The organism is Pseudomonas sp. CFBP13528 (genome assembly GCF_005233615.1).
GTDB lineage: Bacteria > Pseudomonadota > Gammaproteobacteria > Pseudomonadales > Pseudomonadaceae > Aquipseudomonas > Aquipseudomonas fluorescens_AM.
On sequence record NZ_QGAJ01000017.1, the window covers coordinates 1 to 25,592 of the forward strand.

Below are 25,592 nucleotides of genomic sequence, written 5' to 3' on the forward strand. Positions count from 1 at the left end.
AGCTACAACGACTACCGGTCGCCGGTCGTGAAGGAAAGGTTGGCGGCGTGAACCTTAATCAGTGTCCAAGATTACTTGACCAGTTCAGCTTGCCTGCGATTGCGCCAGCCCCAACACCCTCAAACCACCTGCCTATACCTCAACCGAATCCCCCTCCTCCATCACCCCATTCGGCAACATCCCATTCGCCAAATCATCCACCACCGCCTTCGCCATCTCCCCCAAATAATGTGCTGCCCAGGCATAGCGATCTGCGCTGTTATCCATCGCTGCATCCAATGCCAGCATTTTTGAACAGTGCAGAAGCTCGGAGGCATGCTGCAGGGCATCGCGGATGGGTACGCCGGAATTGACGCGGAAAAGGCGGTGGAGGTTGGGGTGTTTGCCGCAGGTGGAAAAGGTGATGACGCCGAGAGTTTTGTTGAGGGGTGGGTTGATCATTGGGCACCTCCAAGGTGGGTGGAAGTGTGGGTTAAGGGATTGCGAGGGTACGATTGATCAGAAACACTCATTGATAAGCTCCTAAGTAAGTGAGCCTATTGTTTTCGGATTATCAGGTCCGGTCGCTGGGTTGGAAGCGACGGTGGAAGGTAGCGCAGGAGCGGTTGGGGCTGGAAGGTTGGATCTGTGGCGAAAAGTTTCCGGCGGGCAGCCCGAGATAAGGTTAGGGGACAGCGGAACCAAATCGTGGGCATCCCTGCCATGCCTCAACGGGTAAGGGGAACTCCGAAAGCTCCCCAATCGGCTAGAAGCTGTCCCTAACAAACATTAATATCGTGATCAGTGTTCGGTTTCTCAGTTCCGCTAAGCAAGGGTGCATCTTCATAGAAATCAAATACGACGTATATTAGCTTTCTACTCAAGGAGAATACTTAAATGAAGCCATTAGTCGAATACTGCTCTGGAGCAGTCAGATCGTTGAGTGCTCAGTATGAGATGACTAATGTATTGGGGCACTCAGCGACTGCAGGTTCAGCCCGAGAACGATTGATTCAAGACTTTCTCATTGCCCACCTCCCCGAAATGACTAGCGTCGTGAGTGGCATGATCATCGATTCATATGGTCAACGCTCAAAACAGCAAGATATTGTCCTTATGTTGAAATCGATGCCTCGTCTACCATTTGCTAGCGGGCATGATTTGATTTTCCAAGAGGCCACGATAGCAACATTCGAAATAAAGACTGAAATCACACCAGCGACACTTGAACATATCGCGTCAAATATCCAAAGCGTTAAGGCATTGAAATCAAGCACAGGAGAAGGAGTCCAACTTGGAAACCTTTCCTGGCCATACAGAAGAATACTTAGCGCCATTATAACTTACAAAGGCTCCCCGCTAATAAATATAGAAGAAAAACTAAGCACCCTTCCAGAAAGCTCCCAACCTGATATTTACTTAGATCTAACCAAGGGGATTTTGATCAAGAACGAGGGGACTTTGTTCGAACAAGAGGGAGAGAATACTTATCTTAAATTTGACGATCCTGCGATAGGACTCGCTCGATTGCTCGCGTTACTATCCAAGGTTACGGGCCGTCTAGTAATGCATGGAGTAAAATGGGAACAGTACATACTATAAAACGCAGGCACGAAAAGTAAAACTCAGTAATTCGTACCACCCACTGAAGCTAAAACGTGGAAAAACACTTAAAAGTGGATGGATTTTTTCTGAAATAAGCGGACAGAGGACAACAAATCCGCCCCCTTTTTTTTCCGCGCAGCTGCTATGACACAGACATGCAGACACAAAAAAAGCGCCAACAGCGCTAATGAATGGCGGCGCCTATGCGTCAAATTGTTTCGGAAACTCAGGCCCGTTCGTTGCTTTGAAAGCAACGAAAAAATATAACTCGAGTGGCTAACCGACTCTAAGACAGAGACTGGAGCACCACATTAGAGCGTTACCACAGCCGCCCTAACAGCTGAAGAAGAATCTAGAGCTAAAATCCTAAACCCCTTTCCTTGAAAAAAATAGCCTCAGATAAAAACAGTGCCCGTAGTAATGCATGCATAAACACAACAAAAAATCAATCAGAGTCTAATATCAAATTTTTATACTCGCACGCTTTCTTTACAAGATCAATATCTGAGTATTTTGGACAGGTCACCACAGGATACAACGAATATACCAACTCTATAAATTCATCATAGTTTTTTCCAGCCGTTAGATCAATTGCGAACTTAACACAATATTCAGAAACCTCACCTAGCTCTATCACATCACAAAAGCCTTTGGATAGACCGATAACATTTTTAATTGAACCGCTCTGCCCTCTAACAGGCATAACATTGAAATCACTATCAATTTTAGCTAGCTCAATAACATCCTCAACATATGGTCCATAATGATCAAAATACCATTCAATTCCTGATACTTTCCGCCCATCGACCAAACAACTTTTCCAGTCGATTAAAAAAATCAACTTGGTCAACCTTGAATTTGACAAATCTTCAGGAGAAGGATATTGCAACAATATACAAGCAATCAAATCTTTAAGCTTACTTCTAGAGCTCATATAGATTTCCCTTTCATAGCCGAAAGCCTTGGTCTCAAAACTTCAGCAACCTCCATCAAGAAAGACAGCTTTGTCAAATATCCAAACTTTTCAAGCTTATGATTTATGCTAGCAGTCAGACCATTCTCACTTAAAGCCTCTAAAACTAACACTCCGATATTTCTTGTATCTTTTGTGTCCCGAATAGGTGACGCAATATAACAACGAGATCTCATTCTAAGGCCTTGAGCTTTCTCTAGAGACAGGCCTAAATTCTGAGCATGATATTTAAAATAGGCTTCTTCATTTTCTCTCGGATCAGGAAGCTTCAGATGAACACCACTTTCTCTAGGTTTACAAGCAATGGCCAGCAATCCGACCCTGTCATAAAGATAATCTCTTTTATCTTTATAATCTTCATCGTAACAGTATCTCGCAAAGCAGCTAAATTTACCCTTTACGCCCTCATCTCTAAAAACAGTTGCCCGAACCACCTCATCCAGCCCCAAAGCCTGCAACCACTGCTTTAGTTCAATCTCAAACAAATAATCTATATCTACGCGGGGAACCGAATCAATCTCAAAGGTCTTTTTCTTCAATGCTCCAGTAAGTAGATTGACCTTTCTACGGTAATATGAAAAAGCTAGATAATTCAAAAAGCCTGCAGCGCCAGGCAATAGATTTATAAGCCAGAATGAAGAATTAAAATTGCTGTCTGCCAGAAACTCTCTCATTCTAGCCCGCATAAAGTCAGTAGGCATACCGTTGACTATTCGCTCTGATTTAGCAGCATCCAAATCAAGTAGCTTCCCTCCCCCCGCGGCTATAAGACTGAAGGCCACTGACATTATCAACAAAGAGCTCAACAACAGATCTTTCTTGCCAACGTAAAATTCCACCAAACTAGCCTTCACAGCCAACCAAAAAACACTTACCTTTTCGAAAGTTTTCCTAATCACTATATACAAAGAAAAGAAAGATATTGAAATCAAAACCAAAGCGGACGCAGCATTCATTGATGGTGCTGTAAGATCCATTTAATTCACTTCATCCCTTAACATTCAAAATACTAATCGCTCTAAATGAAGTAGCGCGGCGGAATTGCCTGGAATTTCCTGCTCATGATCTCAAAATAACATCAAGCGCGAAAGGAAAATAAGCGCGGGCGAAAATAAAATTACGTGCGGAGTGTAGGAGCAAATTCAGTAAGGTGAACGGCTTACACGTCCATGCTTAGGGGTCTAGACTCCATCCTCCTCGGTACACCCCCGAAAAACCTTAGCCACATCGATAGATCCCGGCGAACTGCGGGGTAGAAAGCACAGGCGCCGTACACCCAGAATAGTGAACACCTCATCCGGTATAGTCCCATCCCCTACTCTTAGGCCTGCTGCACCAGCGCTTTCATTGTTTCCTGACCTTCCTCAATAAGAGGGCACGGTTTATTTCTAGGAGAAATAAATCCGTGCCCTCTTCGTTCCGCCATCAGGGAATATCAACCTCCCAACCGGTACGGCAATCGGCGTGGTCATCCGCAATGATCAGGTATTGATCGCTCATGACGCCACCGTAATCAAGTAATTCGATCACGCCATAAAATGTTTCTCATAAATAGAAAATGCATTTGTGATGTAGCGCAAGCTGTTCAGATGAAATTGAGTTCTATCTGAACAGCTCGCTTTCTAACTGAACCTCCCACCCTTCCACCTGGTCAGCAACGCTCGTCGACCAAGCCGAATTCTCCCCGTGCGTATGCATCACAACCATACGTGTAAAACCGGGGTCAGACCCTGAGGGATCCCCACAAATTCACCCTAAGCTCTGCGCTTGATGGCGCACCTCATCACGCAGAGCCCGCTCCAATATTTCCAAGTGTTCTCGTCCTCCAAAATCTGTGCAGCTTCGCCAGTATTCCAAGCCTAGTCGCCACAATGAGAGCACTCACTTTTCTTTGATGCTGTTGCTTTGGAAGCGTCGTTCCAAACCGCTTTCCCGTGCCTGCCGACCTGTTAAAAAGAGCAGGTAGTTGGCCAAGGCAGCAATCAACAACAGCACCTCAATGCGCTTTGGACAGTGGCTTCGATGCAGATTCAGGCCTAATCCCAAGTGCTCACTTTTTACATCTCGAAAGCCTTCTTCGATCTGCATACGGTGCTTATAGATCGCCACGATTTTTGCTGGATTCCATTCGTCTTGTCTCAGATTGCTGGCAAGCAACCAGGGCTCCCGTTCACACCTGGCACACTGTCGGCTGAGCTTACTTTTGGCGATTGAGCCGGTCACTCGTTGATGCTTTCGGCCCTTGGCTGAATGTCGCACGCAGCACAAATTGATCAAGTGCGCAGCGCTACGCGTCATCTCGACCCGACCAAGCGAATTGGGTGACGAAGTGGCCAAAGCATAGAGATTTTGCACGGGCAGCCACTCATTTTCGTCACCACGATAAAGCTCCCGATTTCGTATACGAGCCACGTAGTACCAAACCTGTGGGGCCACTGCTTTCATCCATGGGCGCCGGAAACCTGCATTAGTAGCCATCACTGGAACACATCCATCGGACAGTAGTTCAGCCAGTGTTTTGAGCAGGCGGTCTTGGTATTTGGGGCAACACTCGCGTTCATGAATACTTTCATAAATAGGGAATGAGCGCCCCTCTAGAGGTATCGCGGCCCTCAACAAAAAAGCGTTGCCGGGAGCATCAATTCGGGACCAGTCAACCAAGATTAATGGGTGCTTCACCGACCCCAGCAATGCCCGCAGGATCACCCAGTAGAACAGCGGGCGCTCTGCTCTGAGGTGTTGATTGCCCAGTAACCGATCAACCCGCTTGATTGCATGTTTTGGGAATGCCTGACCTGGCATAAAACGTCCGAGCGCTGTCAGCGTCAGGCGGCGGCCTTGCAGTAACGAACTGACACAACTCATCAGTGTTGTCAGGCGACGAGAGTGGATTGAAGGCAGTGCTTGAGCGAGCGCTCTGTGTAAAAATCGGATGGCCTGCATGGGTTTGGGATCTTGTTTTTGTGTGGTGCAAACCAAGTTGCCGACTCATGCAGGCTTCTTCAACAACTCCAACATCTTGATTTTTCTTAAGAAAATCGGGGATCCCTCAGGGTCAAACCACCATTATTTCAAATGTAATCTTCCCCTGATTCCACTAGACCTTTCAGCCACAGTAGCAAGTTCTAGTCCCCCCACCACGGCGGCAGCTTTTTTGGCGTCAATGATCGCCTTAGTCTGCCCCAAGATTTTAGTGAATACCTCGGAAGCCGACGCAACCTAGGACGGGTCGCTCAATGAATCAAAGCCGCAGCCAGGATGGGCCGTCATCTTACCTTTCTCGGGGAGTTTCAGTGTCTGCACATAATTCGGGTCGGCAACAACAACTGAGAGTTGCCGCTCGCGCCCGGCAGCAACCGGCCAGAAACGCTCACTCGGCGACGTCATGAATCCTGGGACGATTCACTTCACGCATTACGTTGAACACAGCACCAGAGCCTGACTCCAAAACCGACCGAAGGCACCTCCAGTTTTTTTTATAGATGGCTGTGCAGCAGGCATGAATGACATCATGCCTGCTCTATTCTCGCAGCGTATTGGCCACCTTTTGGCCGAGGGAGCTTTCAAGTACATGGTTTCGTTTGACCTCCCTGCCGGTGGCGGAGATATGGGGCGCCTCATACGCGAAACGGATTGGTCTGCAACCCCTCTGGGGGCCAGAGAATCTTGGCCTATGGCGCTCAAAAGTTCACTCAGTCTGATGCTGAACTCCCCCGACAGCATGTACCTCGTGTGGGGAGACACGTTACAACTGTTCTTCAATGACGCTTACCTCATCAATCTCCCGTGCGCGCCAGAAGTTGCCTTAGGCGCGCCGATTCATTTGATTTGGGGCCAAGCATGGGAGCAAGTACGCACCATTGCGCAAAGCGCGCTTCAGGGGCAGGCGAGCCGCTTTGAAAACCATCCGATTACACTTGTTCGGGAGGGGGTGACCGAGCTGACTTTCTGGTCATTCTCGTTTTCGCCACTGCATGGGGATACTGGAAAGCCTGAAGGAATGTTCTGCCTTGTCCACGAAACCACGACGCAGGTTCACGGAGCGCTGAAACTGGAGGAGAACGAGGCATTCACCGACCGTGTTCTCGCGAGCATAAACGACTGCATCAAGGTACTGGATCTGGACGCCCGCCTGACGTTCATGAGCGAGTTGGGTAAAGAGATCATGGAAGTCAGCGATTTCAATGAAATACGGGGCTGTCCATGGCCTGACTTCTGGCAGGATCAAGGAAACGTGGATGCCAAGGCTGCGGTGCAATCTGCTCGCGAAGGTAAGAGTGCCAGCTTTATGGGATCTGCTTTCACCATGGGTGGGACGCTGAAATGGTGGCACGTTCAAGTCAGTCCTATTTTTGGCTCGGATGGGAAACCCGAAAAAATCCTTAGCGTTTCTCGCGACATGACAGCCCTGCGTGATGCCCAAAATGCATTGGCCCAACTCAACGAGTCGTTGGAGCAGCAAGTTGTCGAGAAAACCCAGGACCGTGATCGAATTTGGCGGCTTTCCGCAGACCTCATGCTGGTCGCTCATTTCGATGGGAAAATCTCGGCGGTCAACCCTGCGTGGAGTAAAACGCTGGGATGGCCTGAAGAACACCTCATAAATAGCCAATTTCTTGACTTCGTTCACCCTGATGACTTGGAGCGGACGATTGATGCGATGACCGATCTGAAACGAGGGGAGCATTTCCCTACTTTCAAGAATCGCTACCGGCATTCGGATAACTCATATCGCACCATCTCCTGGACGGCTGTGCCGGATAAAGACTTTATCCACGCTGTTGGCCGGGATACTCAAGCGGAGGAAGATGCCAACGAGGCATTGAAGCGTTCAGAGGAGGCGCTGCGGCAATCGCAGAAGCTGGAAGCTATTGGGCAGCTCACGGGTGGTGTCGCCCACGATTTCAATAATCTACTGACGGTTATCAAGTCCTGTACAGATCTTCTCAGCAGCCCAGTCCTATCAGAAGATCGCCGCGATAAATACATCAAAGCGATTTCAAGTACGGTAGAGCGCGCGGCGCGGTTGACCAGCCAGTTGTTGGCATTTGCACGACGACAAAAGCTGCAACCGGAAATCTTTAACGCTGGCGAGAGTGTTGTGCGAATAGGCGAAATGATGGACACGCTCACTGGGTCACGGATCAGTGTGACCATCGATATCTGTGATGAGCCGTGTTTTATCAATGCCGATTTAAGCCAGTTCGAGACCGCGCTGGTAAACATGCTCGTTAACGCTCGGGACGCAATGGGCGGTGTTGGGGAGCTTTCAATCAGCGTTAATACGAATACATCGCTCCCCGCAGTACGCTCACACCCCGAACGTCCTGGAAATTTCGTGACGGTTTCTATATCCGATACCGGCACGGGAATTTCTGCAGACAAATTAGAGCGCATCTTTGAGCCGTTCTATACGACCAAAGGTGTGGGGCAAGGCACCGGACTCGGTCTGTCTCAAGTCTTCGGGTTTGCAAAGCAATCAGGCGGAGAGGTCCTGGTCAGTAGCTGTGAGGGTGTTGGCAGCACGTTTACTCTGTATCTGCCACGGGTCGAGGCATTCGTGCAAAAGACCATTGATGCCGCACCTGCAGTTACGGAGTGCGGCGAGGGATATGCGGTGCTGGTTGTAGAGGACAATGAAGATATCGGGACTTTCACTTCTGCTACTCTGCAGCAGCTGGGTTATACCGTCCATTGGGTACCTGGCGCGCGGGAGGCGCTTACCGCGCTCTCAACTAACCCGGAAAATTTTCATGTCGTCTTCTCAGATATCACGATGCCCGGCATGAGCGGGATCGAGTTGTTCGAACGTATCGAAGTACTTTATCCATGGTTGCCAGTGGTCCTCACCACAGGCTACAGCTCCGAGTTCGCCAAAATTGAAGCGGGTGGTCAGCGGTTCGAGCTATTGCAGAAACCTTATTCAATCGAATCGCTTTCCAGCTTGCTTGCCAACGTGGTAAAGCGCAGGGCTTCACTGCGATCGAAATAAATTTCGATTGCGTCCAACGGCCTTTCGACAAAGTGAAATAGGAAAATCATGGCACTCATCGCCACCTGTCTTGTTTCCCTATTTTTTTGGACTGTTGTTTCAACAGTCACGGGGACTAAAGAGCCATGGGACCTAGCTAATTATTGGACCCTCATCTACCCCGCCGCGCTTGCTCTGTCGGTGATTCTTGGAGCCCTGCAAAAAAGCGCCCAGTGGTCCGCAGGTGCCGTCGTAATGCTTGCTCAGATCCCAGTGATGTTGGTCACCTCAGGTGCTTCCCCGTTGCTGGGTGTCGGCATCCTGTATGCGGCTTTTCTCTCGATTCCGGCGATGGCGCTATCTTGGCTCGCGGGCAAATTGCGGCAGGCTTGAATTCGGAACAGCGCAATGACGCCTATTGCATGATCGTTCAAGCCCTGCGCCATTCTTCTGGCTAACCTGACTGTCCTCACCTACCCGAGTATCCGTCATGGCTCAGCCTCCCGCCGCCCCCATAAACCTCACCCAAAAAGCCGCCCTCATCGATCAACAATGGAGCCCGCGCGTCGTCGCCGAGATGAACGACTACCAATTCAAAGTGGTACGCATCGAGGGCGAATTCATCTGGCACGCCCATCCCGAAACCGACGAGGCATTCCTGGTGCTGGAAGGCACGCTGCGTATCGACCTGCCAGACGGCCCGGTCTATGTGGCGCCAGGCGAACTGTATGTGGTCCCTCGTGGCGTAGTGCACCGCACGGCCGCCGAAGGCGAAGCCAAGCTGATGATGATTGAGCCTAAGGGCATTTTAAACACTGGCCATGAAGGTGGGGACCGTACCGCCTTGAATGATCAGTGGATTTGAACACTGCCTTTGGGTCTGGACACGATTATCATCAATGCACCGCAATGACACCGTCTTCATACCCAACGTTGAAACTTATGAATAAACCCGAATGGCAAGCCCTGAAGCTCAGGCTCAAAAAGTACCTGGCGATTATCTCCGCGCTCTGCCTTGCGGGGTTTCTCATTTATGCCTATGTGCACAAACCCGAGCTTCCCCCCCAAATAGTCCTGAAGCAAAACTTCATACCGGGGGAATGGCTTTATATCGTCGAGGAAGCCAGGGACCGTTCGGAGCCCAAGACGCTGAAGTTCTATATGGATTACCGTGAATCGACAGACGCAACCATGAAGGTGTACCTCGGCAAAACCCCGCCGTTCCTGGTCTCGGACACCGACTTGCAAGACGTGGTCATCCAGCGCGTCGCCAACGGCCTGCACATCAAACTCAAGGGCGCCGTCAGCCGTTATCGCAGCGATCTTTACCTGAGGGATGGCGACACTTACACCACGTATCGCATAAGCCTCGAACAAGTCGAAACCCGACCGCCCTTGCCGAGCGGTCGGTAAGCTTATTTCAACAGGGCGATCAGCGCGCACACCAGCGTGATCGCCAGCGCCGGCCATTGCATGGGCATGAAAAAGAAGTGATGACGCACGCCGTCGGCGTGAACCTCTCGATTCAATACAAAGCCCAGCACAACGTTGATCGCCGAGCCAATCCCGAACCCCATCAACACTTGCGTAAGCGACGTATTGCCAGGCTTGACGCTCGGATCCGGCCACAGCCACATCACCAGCAGCACCATCGCCACGGGTGTAAACAAGGTGAGCCAGCCTGCACCGCGATAGATCATCGTTGAGTCCTCATCCTTAACGCTGCCGGCTCACGCCAGCTCGCGGGTTTGTTCTTCGACCGCCAATACCGCATCGAGGGTGTTGAGGAACAGGTCGTGGCTCAGGATGCCGGTGGCGATGGTGGACAATACGGCGTTGCCACTCTCGTCCTTGATCACCACTTTTTCGGTCCAGGCATTGAGGTCCACGGTGCGCAGCGAAGACATCGGCACTGTGCGGCCCTGGTATTGCAGGAATGCGCGGCTGACCACAATCGGCGAGGTGGTGATGTTCAGGAAGTTGCCGCTCATGCGCTTACCCCAGACCTGCCCCGAGCTGATGCAGTTGAACGTCACCGACCCACCCGTTTCCAGCGTCGCGATCACCACCGGCATGCGCGCGCGTACATGCAGCTCGCGCACCAACTGCTGGAACTGGTAAAAGCCCTTGAGGGTTTCAATCACTCGGTGAAACGGCTCCGACGCGTTACGACGATAGGCCAGGTTGGTGATCATGCCGGTCATCACGGTTTGCCCGGAGCCGAACAGGTACAGGTCTTCAATGTCAGCGAAGGCGGTGTAGTCGCGCTGGTCGTTGATGAAGCGCTCGATGCCGTGCTCATACACGTTGTAACGCGGCGCACGCAGTTTTCTGTGCCAGGCGTAACCGGCAAACACGCCCAACGCAAGAACGGTGAGCAAGGCGCTGGTGAAGTAGATTAGGGTTTGGGGGCTGCTGAAGCTGAATGACAGGCCGCGCGACGTCTGGCCGACGACGGGGCCGTGACTGCCCGCCGGCAGGATGGTGCCCAGGTACAGCACAAATACCGCGAGCCCCAGCAACGCGACGCCAAATATCAAACTGAAGATCAGGAAACCCTTGCCGTGGCGAAAACTGGCGATCAGTTCGCCAGTGGCGGATGGCGTTTGGGTGGGGGATGACTGCATGAGTGTTTGCATCCTTGTAGTGGGTTAGGTCTTGCACCCTATCCTTCTGGCGACCGGGTGCACTTGGCACGCCGAGTTGGAGCATGGCTAATTAATATCGTTCCTTGGGCAGCCGACACTACGGCTGCGCAAGCCAACCGGTTCACACTATTGGGTCTTTTTTTTCCCGCGCAGAACAGTGATCATCGCCCTCCCCCAAAACCGCAGGAACCAAAACCATGGAATTGACGCTGGAAGCGGTTGCGCTCTTTGCCCTGAAGCTGGTGCACGAGACGGACGGCGGCAGCCCGGTTTTGCGCGATGATCCGGTGATGGAGGCGTACGACCGCGAGGTGTTTGGGTTGTTGGTGCGCCAGGGGGATTTGGCGGGGATTCGGTTGAAGCTTGATGAGTGCCTGACCTCAGCACTCGAATCACTGGGCGGCGCCACGACCGTGATGGGGCGCGAGCTGCAACGGCTTACGCGGGACATGCGCCAGGCGCCGACACTGGAAGACCTCAATGCCCCGCTCGACGCACTCAAGAATTACCTGAAGGCCATTCTGTAACCAGCCACTACCGCCGCCCTTCCACCACCATCCGCACCGCCAACCCCATCAACACCGACCCCATCAGCCAGCGCTGCACCACCTGCCACCCCGGCCGGGTGACGAAAAACACGGCGATAGACCCCGCCAGGGTGGCAATCACTGCGTTCACGCTCACGCTGATAAGAATCTGCGTGAAGCCCAGCACCAGGGATTGCATCAGCACACTGCCATGGCCGTTCGGGTCGATGAACTGGGGCAGCAACGACAGATACATCACCGCCACCTTGGGGTTCAGCAGGTTGGTCACCAGGCCCATGGTGAACAATTTGCGCGGGCTGTCCTGGGGCAGGCTTTGCACCTGAAACGGCGAACGGCCACCCGGCTTGACCGCCTGCCAGGCCAGATAGGCCAGGTACAGCGCCCCGCCAAAGCGCAGCGCGTCGTAGGCGAAGGGCACCGCCATCACCAACGCGGTAATACCCAAGGCGGCGCACAGCATATAAACCAGAAACCCCAGCGCCACGCCGCCCAGGGAGATAAACCCGGCGGTGCGCCCCTGGCAGATCGACCGGGAAATAAGGTAAATCATGTTCGGGCCGGGCGTCAGCACCATGCCCAGTGATATCAGCGCATAGGCAAGCCAGCTGGACAGTTCGGGCATGGTGGGGCTCCCTGGACGGTTGTTCTGTCGACGCGAAACATCCGCTCAACGTTGTAGAGTTGGACACCATGGTAGGGCGTTCAAAATGCGCGCGTTAGATACAGATCCGTGATCAAAACGTCATACACCGATCGCACCATTCACCCGAGGGCAGGCACATGATCGACTTCAACAACAAAGGCTTCTTCAAGCTCAAACAGAACAACGAATACGCCGAACGCGTGGCTTCATTGCTGCTCGACGGCGAAGAAGTGGTGGACGCGTACAAGGCCATGCGCGACGGCGTGGTGTTCACCACCAAGCGCATCATCGCGGTGAACGTGCAGGGGATTACCGGCAGCAAGAAGGACTTCACGTCGCTGCCGTACAAGAACATCGTGGCGTATTCAGTGGAAACGTCGGGGACGTTCGACCTGGATTCGGAGTTGGAGATTTACTTTTCGTCGCTGGGGAAGGTGAAGTTTGAATTTACCGGGAAGACTTCGATTGTGGAGATTTCACGGTTGATTTCAAAGCACTTACTCTGAAAAATTCGAAAGGGTTGGTGGCGCGAACGCTGATCAGTACTTATAGCATGGTCATACGTCCACGTCACCGCAGCGATTAGCTTCACAATAGCTTGCAGATCACATCAAGGTCATCAAAAGCAAAGCTAACGTAGGCCCTTCGATAAATATCGTAGTGCTCCCTCATTTGCTTTCCGCTTTGCGAATCATTGAAATAAGCTTCTACCATCTCCTGCGGCCGGTGCAAACGTGGTTTGCTAATGACCCGTTCCTCTGCGATGTTTCGGTTTTTACGAATCTGTACCCGCCCACCCTGTAGAATATTCCTGAGCAAGTTCCACTCGTAGAAGAAAATTCCATCAAGCTCATAGAAATTCAAGAAAGGGACGTTATGCAATAGTATGAAGTGGGTATTATCCGGGCGAGCGCCGGCCAATCCATGTTGACTGAGCTTGCGCCTGATACTATCGTCAGAAAGGTTATCTTTCAGAACGCCTAATTGCTGAATAAAACCCTTACGAAAGTTCGCATTTAGAAACAACTCGCACTGCTCGGAAAGATAGGTAGGAATTTCCGACAGCTGATGCTTAACCTGCACGAAATAATAAATATCCTCATCTACATCTTGAATAATCAGATCAACATCATACCCCTTGATTTTCGCATTATTACCTGGTTTGAACTCCTCATAAATTTTCAGGCGAGGGTCATTGAGACTGCGAATATAATTTAAAACATAGTCTTTTTCGAAGCCAACACCCAGTAGATGGCCAAAGTCAGGGCCCTTCTGATTAACCAGCACCTCACCGAGCAGATACCTGACAAATTTTCTCAGCCCGTACTTGAAATTCAGCGCGCCCCTTAGATACATGCCGCCCTTGTACTCAACAAAACTGCTGGCCGAATCAAGCGTCGGTAATCGTCCAGCGAGAGCGCTATTAATCATATCTACCGTTGCCGGGCTGACGATACTTCTCATGTACTCCTCGCTGGTCGAGCGTTCACCTGACATCGCACGTAGCTCAAGGTGAATTGCAAAATCAACAACCTCTCGCAAATATTGATACTTAGGATGGTTCGTCATGGTCGGCGACAGGTAGTTCGAATGTATGGACAGACATTTATCCAACGTTTGATCCACCAACAGCTTGCGTAATTCTGGTGTCAGACGACCTCGTTCATGCAGCATAGGTACAATGTCATGCCGACTTAAAATATCACCGATATTAGAATTAGCTTCAGTGACCTCCGCTAGCCAGTAAGCCTTTAATCGCACCTGTAGCTTGGCGGTAGGCACTATCTTTAGCGTTTTCCCGTGCAGCTTGGCGCTCAAGAGCCCATGACCTATCAGAAAATACACTTCACTCAGGTAGTAACCCAACCACAACCTTTCATTCGCCAAGATCGATAAGTTGTGCACTGCACGAAGCTCAAGATTCTCGGAAATTCTATTACAGGTATATTCAAGCGCCGCCCAGGCATAAGATTTACTAAAGGCAGCGAGCATTTCATTTTGCGATGCCGACGTAGCATCACACGGTAAAAATACAATTCTGAAATATCGATACAACTCATCAGTAAAACGATGCACCGTGTCCTGATTGAGCGGCACATGATCTTCAAAAATTAATTGAGGCAGAGCGTTTTCAGCCTTCTCCAAATTATTCCTAATTTTCTCCCACAGCAACGCCTGTACCTGCTCGGCACTGATAAACCTGCGCAGCATCGTAAACTTGTAAAGCATTCGCGCATGCCATTTCAGGCTTTTGCCTGCGGGCGGAACGGGCGATGTAAACTTCATGGGATTCTGCAAAAAGGCGAGCAGTTGCGGATCAACATTTTCATAAATCATCGTCGAACATCCTATTCAATATTACTGTCCGGATTCATATATCCACCTTGCTAATTATCAGGCAACCGAGAGAAGGCTTTTTTCATCGGATCCTAACAAAACCAGAACCGTCCTACCTCTTCATCAGCCTCCCCCGGCAGCCACCCCCTACATCCCGCCCCCTCATGCCCGCCGTGGCTTACACAACAATGACCTGTGATGGTAGGGTTCAAATATCAATTTTAAGCGTCGCGGGTAGCTGGCTGACTTTTCCCACGCAGGCCATCGAACAAGCCGAATTTCTCCCGCTCATTCGCCCCCGTAGGCTCATTTCCTCGCACAAGGAAGTGAGCCGGTCATGTCAGAACGTTCTTATCCACCTACTGAAGAAGCGCTACGCAGACAGCGAATCCTGACACCGCAACCGTCGCAGGCGCCTTATTCACCGGCGATTGATCTATACGAACCCTCTCCTGCCACAGCACCTACGCTGGCCAAACCTGTCGGCTGCGTCTTTATCAAGCCCTGCCAATTGCCGGACGCCATATGGGTGCGTTCAACCATCTAACCGGCGAGCAGCTAAAAGGGCCAAAAAAGAAACGAAACATCAGAAAGTATCTGCGAGGGTTACATGGGACTCAAAGTGAGATTGGAATGGTTCGACAGAACCACAGAGTGGCTAATCGGAACTGAGGATTCGGCGGACTTAGGAAACGATTACTCCGTGATTTCTGAGCTCGGATTGTCGGTAGACGAAGACGTCAATAACGGCATGTTTGAACTGCGGCGGGAGTGGCTATCGCAGGTACAGGCCTACTTCTCCCACGAGATTGCTCTTTCAGAGAGCGACTACTACGTCGCGTTTGATTACGAGGAGGCACGCGATTAATCCAAGCTAAGAGAATGCATGGGCGCAATTGATCACAACTCCACCGAACGTCGAAGACTGCAAATCCAAGGCGTCGAATGACAGGTAAAAGACGAGCTCAGGAAAAATAATCATGAAAATCAGATTACGGTGGTACGAAAAGCACAGCAATAACTTGAAGGCGGATGAGTATTCAGCGGATATCGAAGACACAGACAGTGTTCTCGAAGCGTTGGGTTTTAGGTGACGAAACCGCGATATACGCCGATGTATTCGACATGTTGCCTGACTGGATAACGACTCTTCAGCCGTATTTCCAGCACATGATTGAGCCCGAACACCTCGACTACCAGATTTCCTTCCGCTACCAAGGCGCGTGGCCACCCTCTCCAAAGCAACCTAAGAAGGACTCTTGACGCAATGTATGTGAGAACGGATGAGAACAGCTATTACAGCGGCTTGTGGGTGGACGAGGCCGGCCTGTTACAGAAGGTCGACCCGCAATTGACGCCCGAGCTTATGAAACCCTTTTACGACTGCTGCACCCATACCTTCAACGGTGTGGTATTCGCCCAGGCTTTACCACGCGCAACGTAGAAACGATCAATGCGTACAGGTGCCTGCCAACGTCGAGGCGATAAGGTCGCGCAGCCACATATGAGCGGGATCCCGGTGCAGTCGTTCGGGCCAAAGCATGAGCATTTCAAAGCCCGGAATGGCCAGTGGAGGCGCTTGTACGTGCAGTGCGGGCTCATCTCGCACCAGCCTTTCCGGCACCACCGCAACCACGTCGCTGTGCGCCAATGCTGAGATGAGCGAGTTGAAATTAGACACTGATAATACGACTCGTCGCTCCAGGCCTTTAGCTGCCAGTGCCTGGTCAGTGCTGCCAACGAACCCGGCGCCATTGGGTGACATGACGGCATGTTCAAGGCCGCAGAACGCTTTGAGCGAAAGCTTGGCTGTCAACGCGGGATGACCGCGCCGCCCTGCCAGCACATAGCGTTCATGAACCAGAGACCGTTGACGCAGTTTTGGCGGCGCGTCATCGCGAGTATGCAACGCCAGATCAAGCTGGCCGTTTTCCAGATCACTGGCAAGACTGACGGGATGTTTGTTCAACAGCGCCAGGCGCGTATTTGGCGCCAGGCGCCTGAGCAGCGCCAGCGAGGGCCAGACTAAGGCAGTTGCTGCGTAATCACTGGCAGCCACCCTCCACGTCTGATTGGACAATGCGGGCTCAAAAGCGGCACTGGGACTCAGCGCGCCTTCCAACGCGACCAGGGCTTCGCGCAGCGGCCCGCGCAATTCACGGGCTCGCTCGGTAGGCGACATGCCTCGGGGACCGGGCAACAACAACGGATCGTCCAGAATTTCTCGCAGCCGCCCCAGTTGCAGGCTGACGGTCGGCTGAGCGAGGTTGAGCAAGCGCGCCGCCCGAGTAACGTTTTGCTCAGACAGCAGTGCATCCAGCGTGACCAACAAATTAAGATCCAGACGGCGCAAGGTATTGTGCATGTAAATACCATATGTTTCGGAAATTCATTTCTATCATACCGGGTTCGTCGTTACGGTGAGGCCTACACCCACTCGGAGCGCCTCATGAAGCTACTACTGATCTACGCCCACCCGGAACCCCGTTCGCTCAATGGCTCGCTCAGGGACTTCGCGATCGCTCACCTGAAAAGCGCGGGTCACGAGGTCAAGGTTTCCGATCTCTACGCCATGCGTTGGAAAGCGCCCATTGATAAGGACGACGCTCCAGGCTATGACGATGGAAAACCTTTCAACCCAGCGCTGGAGTCGCAACGTGTATTCGCCGCCGGCACCCAACCGACAGACATCGAGCAAGAGCAGGCCAAACTGCGGTGGGCGGACGCGGTGATCTTTCAGTTCCCACTGTGGTGGTTCTCGATGCCGGCAATTCTCAAGGGCTGGGTCGAACGCGTCTACGCCTGTGGTTTCGCCTACGGTGTCGGCGAACACAGCGAACGCCACTGGGGCGATCGCTACGGCGAGGGCAGCATGGCAGGAAAGCGGGCGATGTTGGTGGTGAGCATGGGCGGGTGGGAGTCCCATTACAGCGGTCGAGGGGTAAACGGGGCGCTGGATGACCTGCTATTTCCTATCCAGCATGGCGTGCTGTTCTACCCTGGGTTCACTGTCATGCCGCCCTTCCCCATCTATAAAACCAGCAAAATGGACGCCGCTCGATTCGAACAGCTATGCGCGGCCTACGCTGCTCGGCTGGATAACCTGTTCGACGACAAACCTCTGCCATTTCGTCGCCAGAACGCCGGGGACTATGAAATTCCGGCGTTGACCCTTAAGCCGCAGCTTGCCCCCGGTCGTCACGATTTGCGGATCCATATCGTTGAGGACATGGCGTCTGAAGGCTAGACGTGCGCCGACAAACCCAAGCGACGGCTGGAGACAACCGTTTACGCCATCACTCGGGTTGAAACGTCTCAAGGTACGCGAGGATATTTTCAATCTTCTGCGGATCACTGATGCCCCAGAAAATCATGCGCGTCCCCTTCACAACCGATTTCGGATCTTCAATGTAGGCCGCCAGTTTGTCCCGGTTCCAAACCACCCCCGAGTTCTTCATCGCATCTGAATACTGATAGTCCGCAGTGGTGCCGGCAGGCCGATCAATGATGCCGTTCAGTTGCGGCCCAAAGCCGCCACGGGCGCCTTCGCCAACGCTGTGGCAACCGCCGCAGGTCTTGGCGAAGAGCTTGCCGCCCGCTTCTGCGTCGCCGGCGGCGGCAACCTGGGCGGTGGTGAGCATCAGGGCGAGGGTCAACAAGGCGAACTTCATCGTACGGCTCCGCATCGAGTGTTGCGCTCGATTATGCCTGTTTAAGCGGCCGCTCCCCAGTCGCTCCACCCGGCATGCTCAACATAATCGATTCTCATGACCGCGCCACCCAACCACGCTCCTGCACACCGCCAAACGACCACCCATCGTTTAGAAAACATCCAATCGAACCTATGCGCCAAGCCTCCACTCCACCTTACTGAACCCTGATGGTGGAGTAAGGATCATGGCTCAGCCATCGATTTTAGTATTGGAAGACGACGAGATCATTCGGGCGTTAATGGTGGATGTGTTGGAAGACTTCGGCGCATCGGTGACGTCGTTCCCTTCGGCGGATGAAGGGATGATCTACCTGGAACGGGGCGATGACCCGGTGGACCTGATTGTCAGCGATATTCAAATGCCGGGTTTGCTCAATGGCTTTGATCTGAGCAAGGTCGTGGCGCACCGCTGGCCGACGGTGCAGGTGGTATTGACCTCCGGCAATACCCATCTGGCAGCGCAATTGGGCAGTTCAGTGCGGTTTCTGCCCAAGCCGTGGAGAACCCAGCATTTGATTGAGTGTGTGCAGAACGCGCTCAATCAGCAGGGTTTGGCTATGCACTGATAGCCTCGCAATATCACCTTGCGCGAACTTCCCGGTAAACCCGTTGGTCCATTGTGACGCAAGGAGCGACATTTCTGATCCGTTAGTCAGCCTTTTCGCCTTGCGCGTTTAGTTACTGACCGCGAGTTGTGTAGAATCGTCGCCCATTTGCGCGCGTCATTCATGGCCGAGAGGCCCACAGTTCGAGCTTACTGAATGCATTCTCAGGCCCATGACGTCGATGCGAACACCTTGTTGGAAGCGTTGCGCACAGGCACGGCCTCGCTGCATGCCGCCCTGGAAAAGCGCCTGCCGTTTTTCTCTGAGCGCCTTGATGCGCAGTGGTACCGACGCCTGCTCCAGGCGTACTGCGGTTTTTATCTGCCTATGGAAGCGGCACTGTACGCCAGTGGCTTGATTCCCGAAGGGTTCGATACGGCAATGCGTGTGAAAACACCGACACTGGTCAAAGATCTCTACGCCTTGGGCCTGGATGCTAACGCCATCGACACCCTGCCCCGTTGCACGCAACTGCCAACGCTCGACACCCCCGCCGCCTGCCTCGGTGCCCTGTATGTACTGGAGGGCGCGACGCTGGGTGGCCAGGTGCTTCGCCGTGAAATGGCTCAGCGCCTGGACGTCAATGCCGACAACGGCGGCGCTTTTCTCGATATCTACGGGGTAGAGACCGGGCGGCGCTGGAAAGACTTTCTTGTTTACCTGGGCGACCAGCCGCTGGACGCGCCCGCCAAACAATACGCCGTGGACGCCGCCCGCTCGACATTCAGCTGCTTTGAGCAATGGCTCGACAGCCAGGAGGTACTGCTATGAAACCCGAAGATTTTGAAGAGCTGCTTGCCAACTGTGCCAATGAGCCCATCCGTTTTCCAGGGGCGATCCAGCCTCACGGTGTGCTGCTGACCCTGTCGGAACCCGGCCTGAAGATCATCCAGATCAGCGCCAACGTCGGCACCTTGTTCGGCCATGCGCCGCAAACGCTGCTCGGCCAGCCGCTGCACAGCTTGATCGGCACCGAACACGCCCAGGCCGTGCAGGTCATGGCCCAGACCGATACCTTTTTCGACATGCCACCGTTGCACGTCACCCTGAACGGCGCGGACTTCGAAGGCTTGCTGCACCGCCACCAGAACGTGCTGGTGCTGGAGTTCGAACCGCGGCTCAAGGACTTTCGCCCACGCGCCGTGAACGGTCGCACCAGTGACCTGGGCAAGATGCTGCAACGTTTGCAGGCGGCGAAAACCCTGCAGGCGTTGTACGAAATCAGCGTGAATGAAATCCAGGCCATGACCGGTTACGACCGCGTGCTGATCTACCGCTTCGAAGATGAAGGCCATGGCCAAGTGATCGCCGAAGCGTCGGCGCCGTCCATGGAGCTTTTCAACGGGCTGTTCTTCCCCGCGTCCGACATCCCGGAGCAGGCTCGCGAGCTGTATCGCACCAACTGGCTGCGTATTATTCCCAATGCGGCCTACGAGCCGGTGCCGTTGGTGCCCAAGCTGCGGCCGGACACCGGCGAACCGCTGGATTTGAGCTTCGCCACCCTGCGCAGTGTGTCGCCGATCCACTGCCAGTACATGCAGAACATGGGCGTGCTGTCGTCCATGAGCATCTCGCTGATGAATGGCGACAAACTCTGGGGCCTTATCAGCTGCGGCAACCGTGAGCCCCTGCTGGTGCCCAATGACCTGCGCATCGCCTGCCAGACCATTGGCCAGGTGTTGTCGTTGCAGATCAGCGCCATGGAAGCGCTGGACCTGAGCCGCCAGCGTGATGAAAAGCTTGAAGCCCTTGCGCGCTTGGATCACGCCATGAAGGCCTCGCAGATCGACGTATTCGATGGCCTGGCCCAACAACCGCAACTGCTGATGAACCTGACAATGGCCGGCGGCGTGGCGATCATTGAAGACAAGCAGTTGCACCGCTACGGCAACTGCCCGGAGCCGGCGCAGATCCGCGCGTTGCACAAGTGGCTGCAGCAAAGCGCCGAACCGGTGTTTTCCAGTCATAACCTGGTGTCGGTGTACCCACCGGCGGCTGCGTTCCAGCAGGTGGCCAGCGGCGTCCTGGCTATGCAACTGCCCAAGCCTGTGGACAACGGTGTGCTGTGGTTCCGCCCGGAAGTCAAAGAAAACATCAACTGGAGCGGCAACCCGCAAAAGCCGCTGGACCTGGAAGACTCCGACGCCGGCCTGCGCCTTCGTCCCCGCACGTCATTTGAAATCTGGAAGGTCGAAATGGCCGGCATCTCCACCAAGTGGAGCCACGGCGACCTGTTTGCCGCCAACGACCTGCGTCGCTCGGCCCTGGAAAACGACCTGGCCCGCCAGGTGCTGCGCGAACAACAAGCCGTGCGGGCGCGTGAAGATCTGGTGGCGGTGGTGTCCCATGACCTGCGCAACCCCATGACCGTGATCTCCATGCTCTGCGGCATGCTGCAAAAGGCTTTCAGCTCCGACGGCCCACATACGTCACGGCGGATTTCCTCGGCCATCGATACCATGCAACAGGCGGCCGGGCGCATGAATGTGCTACTGGAAGACTTGCTCGACACGTCGAAAATCGATGCCGGGCGGTATGTGGTCAAGCCGGTGGCGCTGGATGTCAGCCAGATGTTCGAAGAGGCCTACTCCTTGCTCGCACCGCTGGCGTCGGATAAAGGCATTGACCTGTCGTTCAACGCCGAGCCCGGCCTGCAGATCAACGCCGACCCGGAGCGCCTGTTCCAGGTCCTGTCGAACCTGATCGGGAACGCCATCAAGTTCACGCCCCGCCAGGGCAATATCGGCATCAGCGCCATGAGCAATGGCGCGGAAATCGTGTTCTCGGTACGTGATTCCGGCGACGGCATTGCACCGGAGCAATTGCCGCATGTGTTTGATCGTTACTGGACCCAGACCGAAAACAACCCCACCGGCAGCGGCCTTGGGCTGTACATCACCCAGGGCATCATCCAGGCCCATGGCGGCAAGATCGTAGCCGAGAGTGAGGTGGGCCGAGGGAGCGAGTTCCGGTTTACGGTGCCCAAGGTGATTGAAGATTCGTACACCTGATGCGGTAAAGCATGTGCGTGAGGTTTCCAAAAAACGCTCGTCATCTGCAGTCATATCTTGCAGCAGCGCGTTTATAGCGGCCCCCCTGGACCGCTATTAAGGTAGGCCTTACTTCGCTCCGACAGGCGAAGTCATCCTCTACTCATAGAAGGAAACATCCATGGTCAGCGGAATCAACCACTCACTGAGCAGCTTTCAATACCCACCTCTGCTGCAAGATGATGCAGCGTCCCAACGCACGAAGCGCAGCATCGATCCCACCTCCACGCAACGCAATGCCGTCGAGCCTGAAGGCATGGCGGCCAATGACCGAAGCAAAAACAGGGGCGGTGGCCTGGACGGCCTGGGTCGAGGCAACGTGCTTTAACCCGGCGCGTACGAGGGGCAGTGTACGGCCCTTCGTACCCCCGATAACAAAACCATGACATTCACTCGCTTAGACTTACCGGTTCAATCCAGCCTGGGACCACTGCCTGCATGCCGCCTTCCGACACACTGCCCGCCGTTCTGGCCGGCCCTCTGCTGCGACGCCTCGAAGCTCGGCGCCTGGTGTTGTGGCTGGTAGGAAGTCGAGCACTGGAACTGACGCTGAAGCTGCATCTGCCCACGCAGACACTGGAGATTCCCCTTGACTGCACCGTCGTAACCGTCGGGCGTCATGCATTTATTCACTTGATCGATGTGTCGCTGGACGAAGCGCTGCCGCTGGACGTGGCGATCGGCTACGACCTGGTTTTTGCCAATACTGGCATCGCCGAATGGGCACCTCACCTCCTGTACGCCAACGATCACTACCCTAGTTTCGTACTGCATAGCCGTATCCATCAGTTGGTGCACGGCTCATGCCGCAAACCCCATCACAGTGCCAACGAAGGTTTGCTGTGCATCGACCGTCTGCTGGCCGACGCCCAGACCCCGGCCGAGCGTCCGGCCTTATTGATGATGAGCGGCGATCAGGTTTACGCCGACGATGTCGCCGGGCCGATGCTGCGCGCGATTCATGGGCTGATTGCACGGCTGGGCCTGTTCGATGAATACCTGGAAGGCGCTGTGGTCGATGACAGCGCAAGCCTCTACCGGCATCCTGCCAGTTATTATCACCGTGCCGATTTGCTGCCGGCACTGGACAGCAATGAGACATTGCGCGAACGCTTCTTCGGTGGTGTGAAAAAGCCGATTTTTACCAGCAGCACCGCCGATAATCATCTGGTGACCTTTGCTGAAGTCATCGCGATGTACCTGCTGGTGTGGTCGCCCACGCCCTGGGCGCTGATCACGCTTCAAGGCCCGCCCTTGAGCCTGGAACGACAGCAGCGTTACGCCAGCGAAGAGCTCCGGGTCGAGGGATTCCGCGACGGCCTGCCGGGTGTCGCGCGAGTATTCGCCCATCTGTCGACCTTGATGATCTTTGACGATCACGACATCACCGATGACTGGAACCTCAGCGCTCAATGGGAGGAAACCGCTTACGGCCACCCCTTCTCCAAACGTATCATCGGCAATGCCTTGCTTGCCTACATGCTGTGCCAGGGCTGGGGCAACCAACCACAGGTGTTTGACGAACTGGTGAAGCGAACCCAGGCCCTGACCGCAACGGCACGCCACAATCACCTCGACGCCGGCGCGCAGGATGACCTGGTGCAAGCGCTGTTGAAATTCCAGCATTGGCACTACGTACTGCCGACCACACCCGCGCTGGTAGTGCTCGACACCCGCACCCGGCGCTGGCGCAGCGAGTTCACGCTCAAGCAACCCTCCGGCCTGCTGGATTGGGAAGCCTTGAGCGAACTGCAGCAGGAACTGCTCGATCACCCTTCGGCCATCATCGTCTCGCCCGCGCCAATCTTTGGCGTGAAGCTGATCGAGACCGTGCAGAAAATCTTCAGCTGGTGCGGCCACCCCTTATTGGTGGACGCCGAAAACTGGATGGCCCATCGCGGCAGCGCCCAGGTGATTCTCAATATCTTCCGCCACTCACGTACACCCGGTAATTACGTGATTCTGTCGGGTGACGTGCATTATTCGTTCGTCTACGAAGTGCTGATTCGCCACCGCAATGCGGGTCCCAGGATCTGGCAGATCACCAGCAGCGGCATCAAGAACGAGTTCCCGCCGCGCCTGCTGGAATGGTTCGACCGTCTCAACCGCTGGCTCTACTCCCCGCGCTCACCGCTCAACTGGTTTACGCGGCGCCGTACCATGCAGGTGGTGCCGCATATTCCGGAACATGCCGAGGCAGGCGAGCGCTTATGGAATTCTGCCGGGATCGGCCAGGTATTTTTCAACGAAAAGGGCCAACCTGAAACGATTTATCAGCACAACGCGGATGGCAGGCCTCGTACGAAAATGACGGCGCCAAGCCCCTGAAACAACACATCTGCCCTATTCAAAGCGCAACGTCCGCGTTGTACAGTAGCGTCAGCCACGGAGTATCGGCGTCAACCACAGCTGGCCTTGGAAGCCAGTTCACGCAGGAAGCGCGTCGATGGACGATACAGCCGGCAACGAAATACCGCGTAATGACTTTTCCGACCTCAACGCCGACCTGCTGCATGCCATCATGGAGCTGGTCAGCGACGGGATATGGGACTGGAATGCCAATACCGGGTTCGTCTACCGCAACCCCGGTTGGTACGAAATGCTGGGCCACTCGCGCCACTCCCTGGAAAACAGCGTATTCACCTGGGAAAACCTGATCCATCCTGAGGATTACCCCCGGGTGATGGCCGGATTTGACGACTATATCTGCCAACGCGCGCCCCAATACCGGGCCGAATACCGCTGTCGAAAATACGATGGCAGCTACCTCTGGATCGAAGACCGTGGCTACGTCATCGCGCGCAATCCAGCCAACTCGGTCGCGCGCATGGTGGGTGCGCACCGCGACATCCACACTCGCAAATGCTCCATGGAACGCCTGCAAAAGCGTAACCAGTCTCTTGAAGCGCTGGTGGTCGAGCGCACCCTTGAATTGTCGCGCGTCAATCAGCAGCTGCAACTGCAATTGGACGAAAACCGCTCCCTGGCCGAACGGGACGCCTTGACCCGCATCGCCAACCGTTATCGCCTGGAAAAAGTATTGCTCGAGCAGTGCAGCCGCGCCGAACGCTTTCGCCTGCCACTGGCGCTGGTGGCCATGGATATCGATGACTTCAAGCCGATCAATGACCGACATGGCCATGGCGTAGGCGATCAGACGCTGATACGGGTCGTTGAAGGCCTGGAAGCGTGCGTGCGAGCAGATGACTTACTGGCGCGCTGGGGCGGTGATGAGTTCATGCTGGTCTTGCCCAACAGTACGCTGGAGACGGCCAAGGAACTGGCCGAACGGGTGCGTTATAAAATCCAGGAAATGCCTGCCGTGAGTGATGCCAGGATAACCCTGAGCCTGGGCGTGGTGGAACGGCGGCTCGGTGAGTCACCGGCAGCCCTGATGACACGCGCCGATCAGGCGCTGTATCGGTCCAAGGCGGCGGGGAAGAATGGCGTGTCGGAATAAAAACGGTAACCTGAGCGCCCATTTCTTATCACGACTGACCGGTCTCACCGCCGGGAGTTGT

Annotated in this window: 27 protein-coding genes and 3 pseudogenes; 20 read left to right on the forward strand and 10 right to left on the reverse strand. The window is 54.1% G+C overall.

Features of this window, described 5'->3' with window-relative positions:
* Positions 1–132: 132 nt before the first annotated feature.
* Entirely contained in the window at positions 133–441 is a 309-nt protein-coding gene (locus PspCFBP13528_RS23285) for a DUF3077 domain-containing protein (protein ID WP_137201611.1), read from the reverse strand.
* 435 nt (positions 442–876) lie between these two features.
* On the opposite strand from PspCFBP13528_RS23285, the gene PspCFBP13528_RS23290 reads away from it, so the two are divergent.
* Positions 877–1,581 carry a DUF6602 domain-containing protein gene (locus PspCFBP13528_RS23290; RefSeq protein WP_137201612.1) on the forward strand — a complete coding sequence of 235 codons (705 nt, stop codon included), beginning with the start codon at positions 877–879 and terminating at the stop codon, positions 1,579–1,581.
* 448 nt (positions 1,582–2,029) lie between these two features.
* Here PspCFBP13528_RS23290 and PspCFBP13528_RS23295 read toward each other — a convergent pair whose 3' ends face one another.
* Positions 2,030–2,518, reverse strand: a complete 489-nt coding sequence (locus PspCFBP13528_RS23295; protein ID WP_137201613.1) for a Panacea domain-containing protein — start codon at positions 2,516–2,518, stop codon at positions 2,030–2,032.
* Positions 2,515–3,534: a hypothetical protein gene (locus tag PspCFBP13528_RS23300; protein WP_137201614.1), complete on the reverse strand. Its 1,020-nt coding sequence runs from the start codon at positions 3,532–3,534 to the stop codon at positions 2,515–2,517. Before PspCFBP13528_RS23300 ends, PspCFBP13528_RS23295 begins: the two co-directional genes overlap by 4 nt.
* 454 nt (positions 3,535–3,988) lie before the next feature.
* Here PspCFBP13528_RS23300 and trkA point away from each other — a divergent pair.
* Positions 3,989–4,167, forward strand: a pseudogene (gene trkA / locus PspCFBP13528_RS27960) (Trk system potassium transporter TrkA); the annotation flags it as partial.
* A 139-nt stretch (positions 4,168–4,306) separates the two neighbouring features.
* Here trkA and PspCFBP13528_RS23305 read toward each other — a convergent pair.
* Positions 4,307–5,500: pseudogene (locus tag PspCFBP13528_RS23305) on the reverse strand (IS4 family transposase).
* A 664-nt stretch (positions 5,501–6,164) separates the two neighbouring features.
* Here PspCFBP13528_RS23305 and PspCFBP13528_RS23310 point away from each other — a divergent pair.
* From PspCFBP13528_RS23310 to PspCFBP13528_RS23325, 4 genes are all read left to right on the forward strand, one after another.
* Entirely contained in the window at positions 6,165–8,549 is a 2,385-nt protein-coding gene (locus PspCFBP13528_RS23310; protein ID WP_137201657.1) for a PAS domain-containing protein, read from the forward strand.
* A gap of 48 nt (positions 8,550–8,597) precedes the next feature.
* Positions 8,598–8,921 (forward strand): hypothetical protein, encoded by a 324-nt coding sequence (locus PspCFBP13528_RS23315; protein ID WP_137201615.1) that lies wholly within the window; start codon positions 8,598–8,600, stop codon positions 8,919–8,921.
* A gap of 97 nt (positions 8,922–9,018) precedes the next feature.
* Positions 9,019–9,393: a cupin domain-containing protein gene (locus tag PspCFBP13528_RS23320; protein ID WP_065951241.1), complete on the forward strand. Its 375-nt coding sequence runs from the start codon at positions 9,019–9,021 to the stop codon at positions 9,391–9,393.
* A gap of 77 nt (positions 9,394–9,470) precedes the next feature.
* Positions 9,471–9,941, forward strand: coding sequence for a hypothetical protein (locus tag PspCFBP13528_RS23325; RefSeq protein WP_137201616.1), 471 nt, complete (start codon positions 9,471–9,473; stop codon positions 9,939–9,941).
* 2 nt (positions 9,942–9,943) lie between these two features.
* Here PspCFBP13528_RS23325 and PspCFBP13528_RS23330 read toward each other — a convergent pair whose 3' ends face one another.
* Entirely contained in the window at positions 9,944–10,228 is a 285-nt protein-coding gene (locus PspCFBP13528_RS23330; RefSeq protein ID WP_137201617.1) for a hypothetical protein, read from the reverse strand.
* 30 nt (positions 10,229–10,258) lie between these two features.
* Positions 10,259–11,155, reverse strand: a complete 897-nt coding sequence (locus PspCFBP13528_RS23335; RefSeq protein ID WP_137201618.1) for a hypothetical protein — start codon at positions 11,153–11,155, stop codon at positions 10,259–10,261.
* 218 nt (positions 11,156–11,373) lie between these two features.
* Here PspCFBP13528_RS23335 and PspCFBP13528_RS23340 point away from each other — a divergent pair, with 218 nt between their 5' ends.
* Positions 11,374–11,703 carry a hypothetical protein gene (locus tag PspCFBP13528_RS23340; protein ID WP_137201619.1) on the forward strand — a complete coding sequence of 110 codons (330 nt, stop codon included), beginning with the start codon at positions 11,374–11,376 and terminating at the stop codon, positions 11,701–11,703.
* A gap of 7 nt (positions 11,704–11,710) precedes the next feature.
* On the opposite strand, the gene PspCFBP13528_RS23345 is transcribed toward PspCFBP13528_RS23340, so the two are convergent.
* Positions 11,711–12,346 (reverse strand): LysE family translocator, encoded by a 636-nt coding sequence (locus tag PspCFBP13528_RS23345; RefSeq protein ID WP_137201620.1) that lies wholly within the window; start codon positions 12,344–12,346, stop codon positions 11,711–11,713.
* Positions 12,347–12,504: 158 nt separating this feature from the next.
* Between PspCFBP13528_RS23345 and PspCFBP13528_RS23350 the strand changes: the two genes are divergently transcribed.
* Complete coding sequence (locus PspCFBP13528_RS23350; RefSeq protein WP_065951234.1) at positions 12,505–12,873, forward strand: PH domain-containing protein; 369 nt, start codon at positions 12,505–12,507, stop codon at positions 12,871–12,873.
* A gap of 82 nt (positions 12,874–12,955) precedes the next feature.
* Here PspCFBP13528_RS23350 and PspCFBP13528_RS23355 read toward each other — a convergent pair whose 3' ends face one another.
* The gene (locus PspCFBP13528_RS23355) at positions 12,956–14,704 is read right to left on the reverse strand and encodes a hypothetical protein (protein ID WP_137201621.1); all 1,749 of its coding nucleotides are present in this window, start codon (positions 14,702–14,704) and stop codon (positions 12,956–12,958) included.
* A 337-nt stretch (positions 14,705–15,041) separates the two neighbouring features.
* Here PspCFBP13528_RS23355 and PspCFBP13528_RS27965 point away from each other — a divergent pair.
* From PspCFBP13528_RS27965 to PspCFBP13528_RS27535, 5 genes and pseudogenes are all read left to right on the forward strand, one after another.
* Positions 15,042–15,230: pseudogene (locus PspCFBP13528_RS27965) on the forward strand (detoxification); the annotation flags it as partial.
* Between the two features lie 84 nt (positions 15,231–15,314).
* Positions 15,315–15,572, forward strand: coding sequence for a colicin E3-like toxin immunity protein (locus PspCFBP13528_RS23370; RefSeq protein ID WP_137201623.1), 258 nt, complete (start codon positions 15,315–15,317; stop codon positions 15,570–15,572).
* 112 nt (positions 15,573–15,684) lie between these two features.
* Positions 15,685–15,798 carry a colicin E3-like toxin immunity protein gene (locus tag PspCFBP13528_RS28105; protein WP_269801680.1) on the forward strand — a complete coding sequence of 38 codons (114 nt, stop codon included), beginning with the start codon at positions 15,685–15,687 and terminating at the stop codon, positions 15,796–15,798.
* A gap of 31 nt (positions 15,799–15,829) precedes the next feature.
* Positions 15,830–15,967, forward strand: a complete 138-nt coding sequence (locus tag PspCFBP13528_RS28110) for a hypothetical protein (protein ID WP_342671476.1) — start codon at positions 15,830–15,832, stop codon at positions 15,965–15,967.
* Positions 15,968–15,971: 4 nt separating this feature from the next.
* Entirely contained in the window at positions 15,972–16,148 is a 177-nt protein-coding gene (locus PspCFBP13528_RS27535) for a hypothetical protein (protein WP_161594770.1), read from the forward strand.
* A gap of 6 nt (positions 16,149–16,154) precedes the next feature.
* On the opposite strand, the gene PspCFBP13528_RS23380 is transcribed toward PspCFBP13528_RS27535, so the two are convergent.
* Positions 16,155–17,069 carry a LysR family transcriptional regulator gene (locus PspCFBP13528_RS23380; protein ID WP_065951230.1) on the reverse strand — a complete coding sequence of 305 codons (915 nt, stop codon included), beginning with the start codon at positions 17,067–17,069 and terminating at the stop codon, positions 16,155–16,157.
* An 84-nt stretch (positions 17,070–17,153) separates the two neighbouring features.
* Here PspCFBP13528_RS23380 and PspCFBP13528_RS23385 point away from each other — a divergent pair, with 84 nt between their 5' ends.
* Positions 17,154–17,951, forward strand: coding sequence for an NAD(P)H-dependent oxidoreductase (locus tag PspCFBP13528_RS23385; protein WP_137201624.1), 798 nt, complete (start codon positions 17,154–17,156; stop codon positions 17,949–17,951).
* A 49-nt stretch (positions 17,952–18,000) separates the two neighbouring features.
* Here the strand turns inward: PspCFBP13528_RS23385 and PspCFBP13528_RS23390 are convergent, their stop codons facing one another.
* Positions 18,001–18,375 carry a cytochrome c family protein gene (locus tag PspCFBP13528_RS23390; protein WP_137201625.1) on the reverse strand — a complete coding sequence of 125 codons (375 nt, stop codon included), beginning with the start codon at positions 18,373–18,375 and terminating at the stop codon, positions 18,001–18,003.
* Positions 18,376–18,601: 226 nt separating this feature from the next.
* On the opposite strand from PspCFBP13528_RS23390, the gene PspCFBP13528_RS23395 reads away from it, so the two are divergent.
* The 6 genes from PspCFBP13528_RS23395 (at position 18,602) to PspCFBP13528_RS23420 (ending at position 25,531) form a co-directional block, all read left to right on the forward strand.
* Positions 18,602–18,982: a response regulator gene (locus tag PspCFBP13528_RS23395; RefSeq protein ID WP_065951227.1), complete on the forward strand. Its 381-nt coding sequence runs from the start codon at positions 18,602–18,604 to the stop codon at positions 18,980–18,982.
* A gap of 195 nt (positions 18,983–19,177) precedes the next feature.
* The gene (locus tag PspCFBP13528_RS23400) at positions 19,178–19,792 is read left to right on the forward strand and encodes a biliverdin-producing heme oxygenase (protein ID WP_137201626.1); all 615 of its coding nucleotides are present in this window, start codon (positions 19,178–19,180) and stop codon (positions 19,790–19,792) included.
* Positions 19,789–22,032 (forward strand): ATP-binding protein, encoded by a 2,244-nt coding sequence (locus PspCFBP13528_RS23405; RefSeq protein WP_137201627.1) that lies wholly within the window; start codon positions 19,789–19,791, stop codon positions 22,030–22,032. The genes PspCFBP13528_RS23400 and PspCFBP13528_RS23405 overlap by 4 nt, the downstream gene beginning before the upstream one ends.
* A gap of 160 nt (positions 22,033–22,192) precedes the next feature.
* The gene (locus PspCFBP13528_RS23410) at positions 22,193–22,399 is read left to right on the forward strand and encodes a hypothetical protein (protein ID WP_065951224.1); all 207 of its coding nucleotides are present in this window, start codon (positions 22,193–22,195) and stop codon (positions 22,397–22,399) included.
* Between the two features lie 110 nt (positions 22,400–22,509).
* The gene (locus PspCFBP13528_RS23415; protein ID WP_137201628.1) at positions 22,510–24,399 is read left to right on the forward strand and encodes an alkaline phosphatase D family protein; all 1,890 of its coding nucleotides are present in this window, start codon (positions 22,510–22,512) and stop codon (positions 24,397–24,399) included.
* Between the two features lie 118 nt (positions 24,400–24,517).
* Entirely contained in the window at positions 24,518–25,531 is a 1,014-nt protein-coding gene (locus tag PspCFBP13528_RS23420) for a diguanylate cyclase (protein ID WP_137201629.1), read from the forward strand.
* Positions 25,532–25,592: the final 61 nt, after the last annotated feature.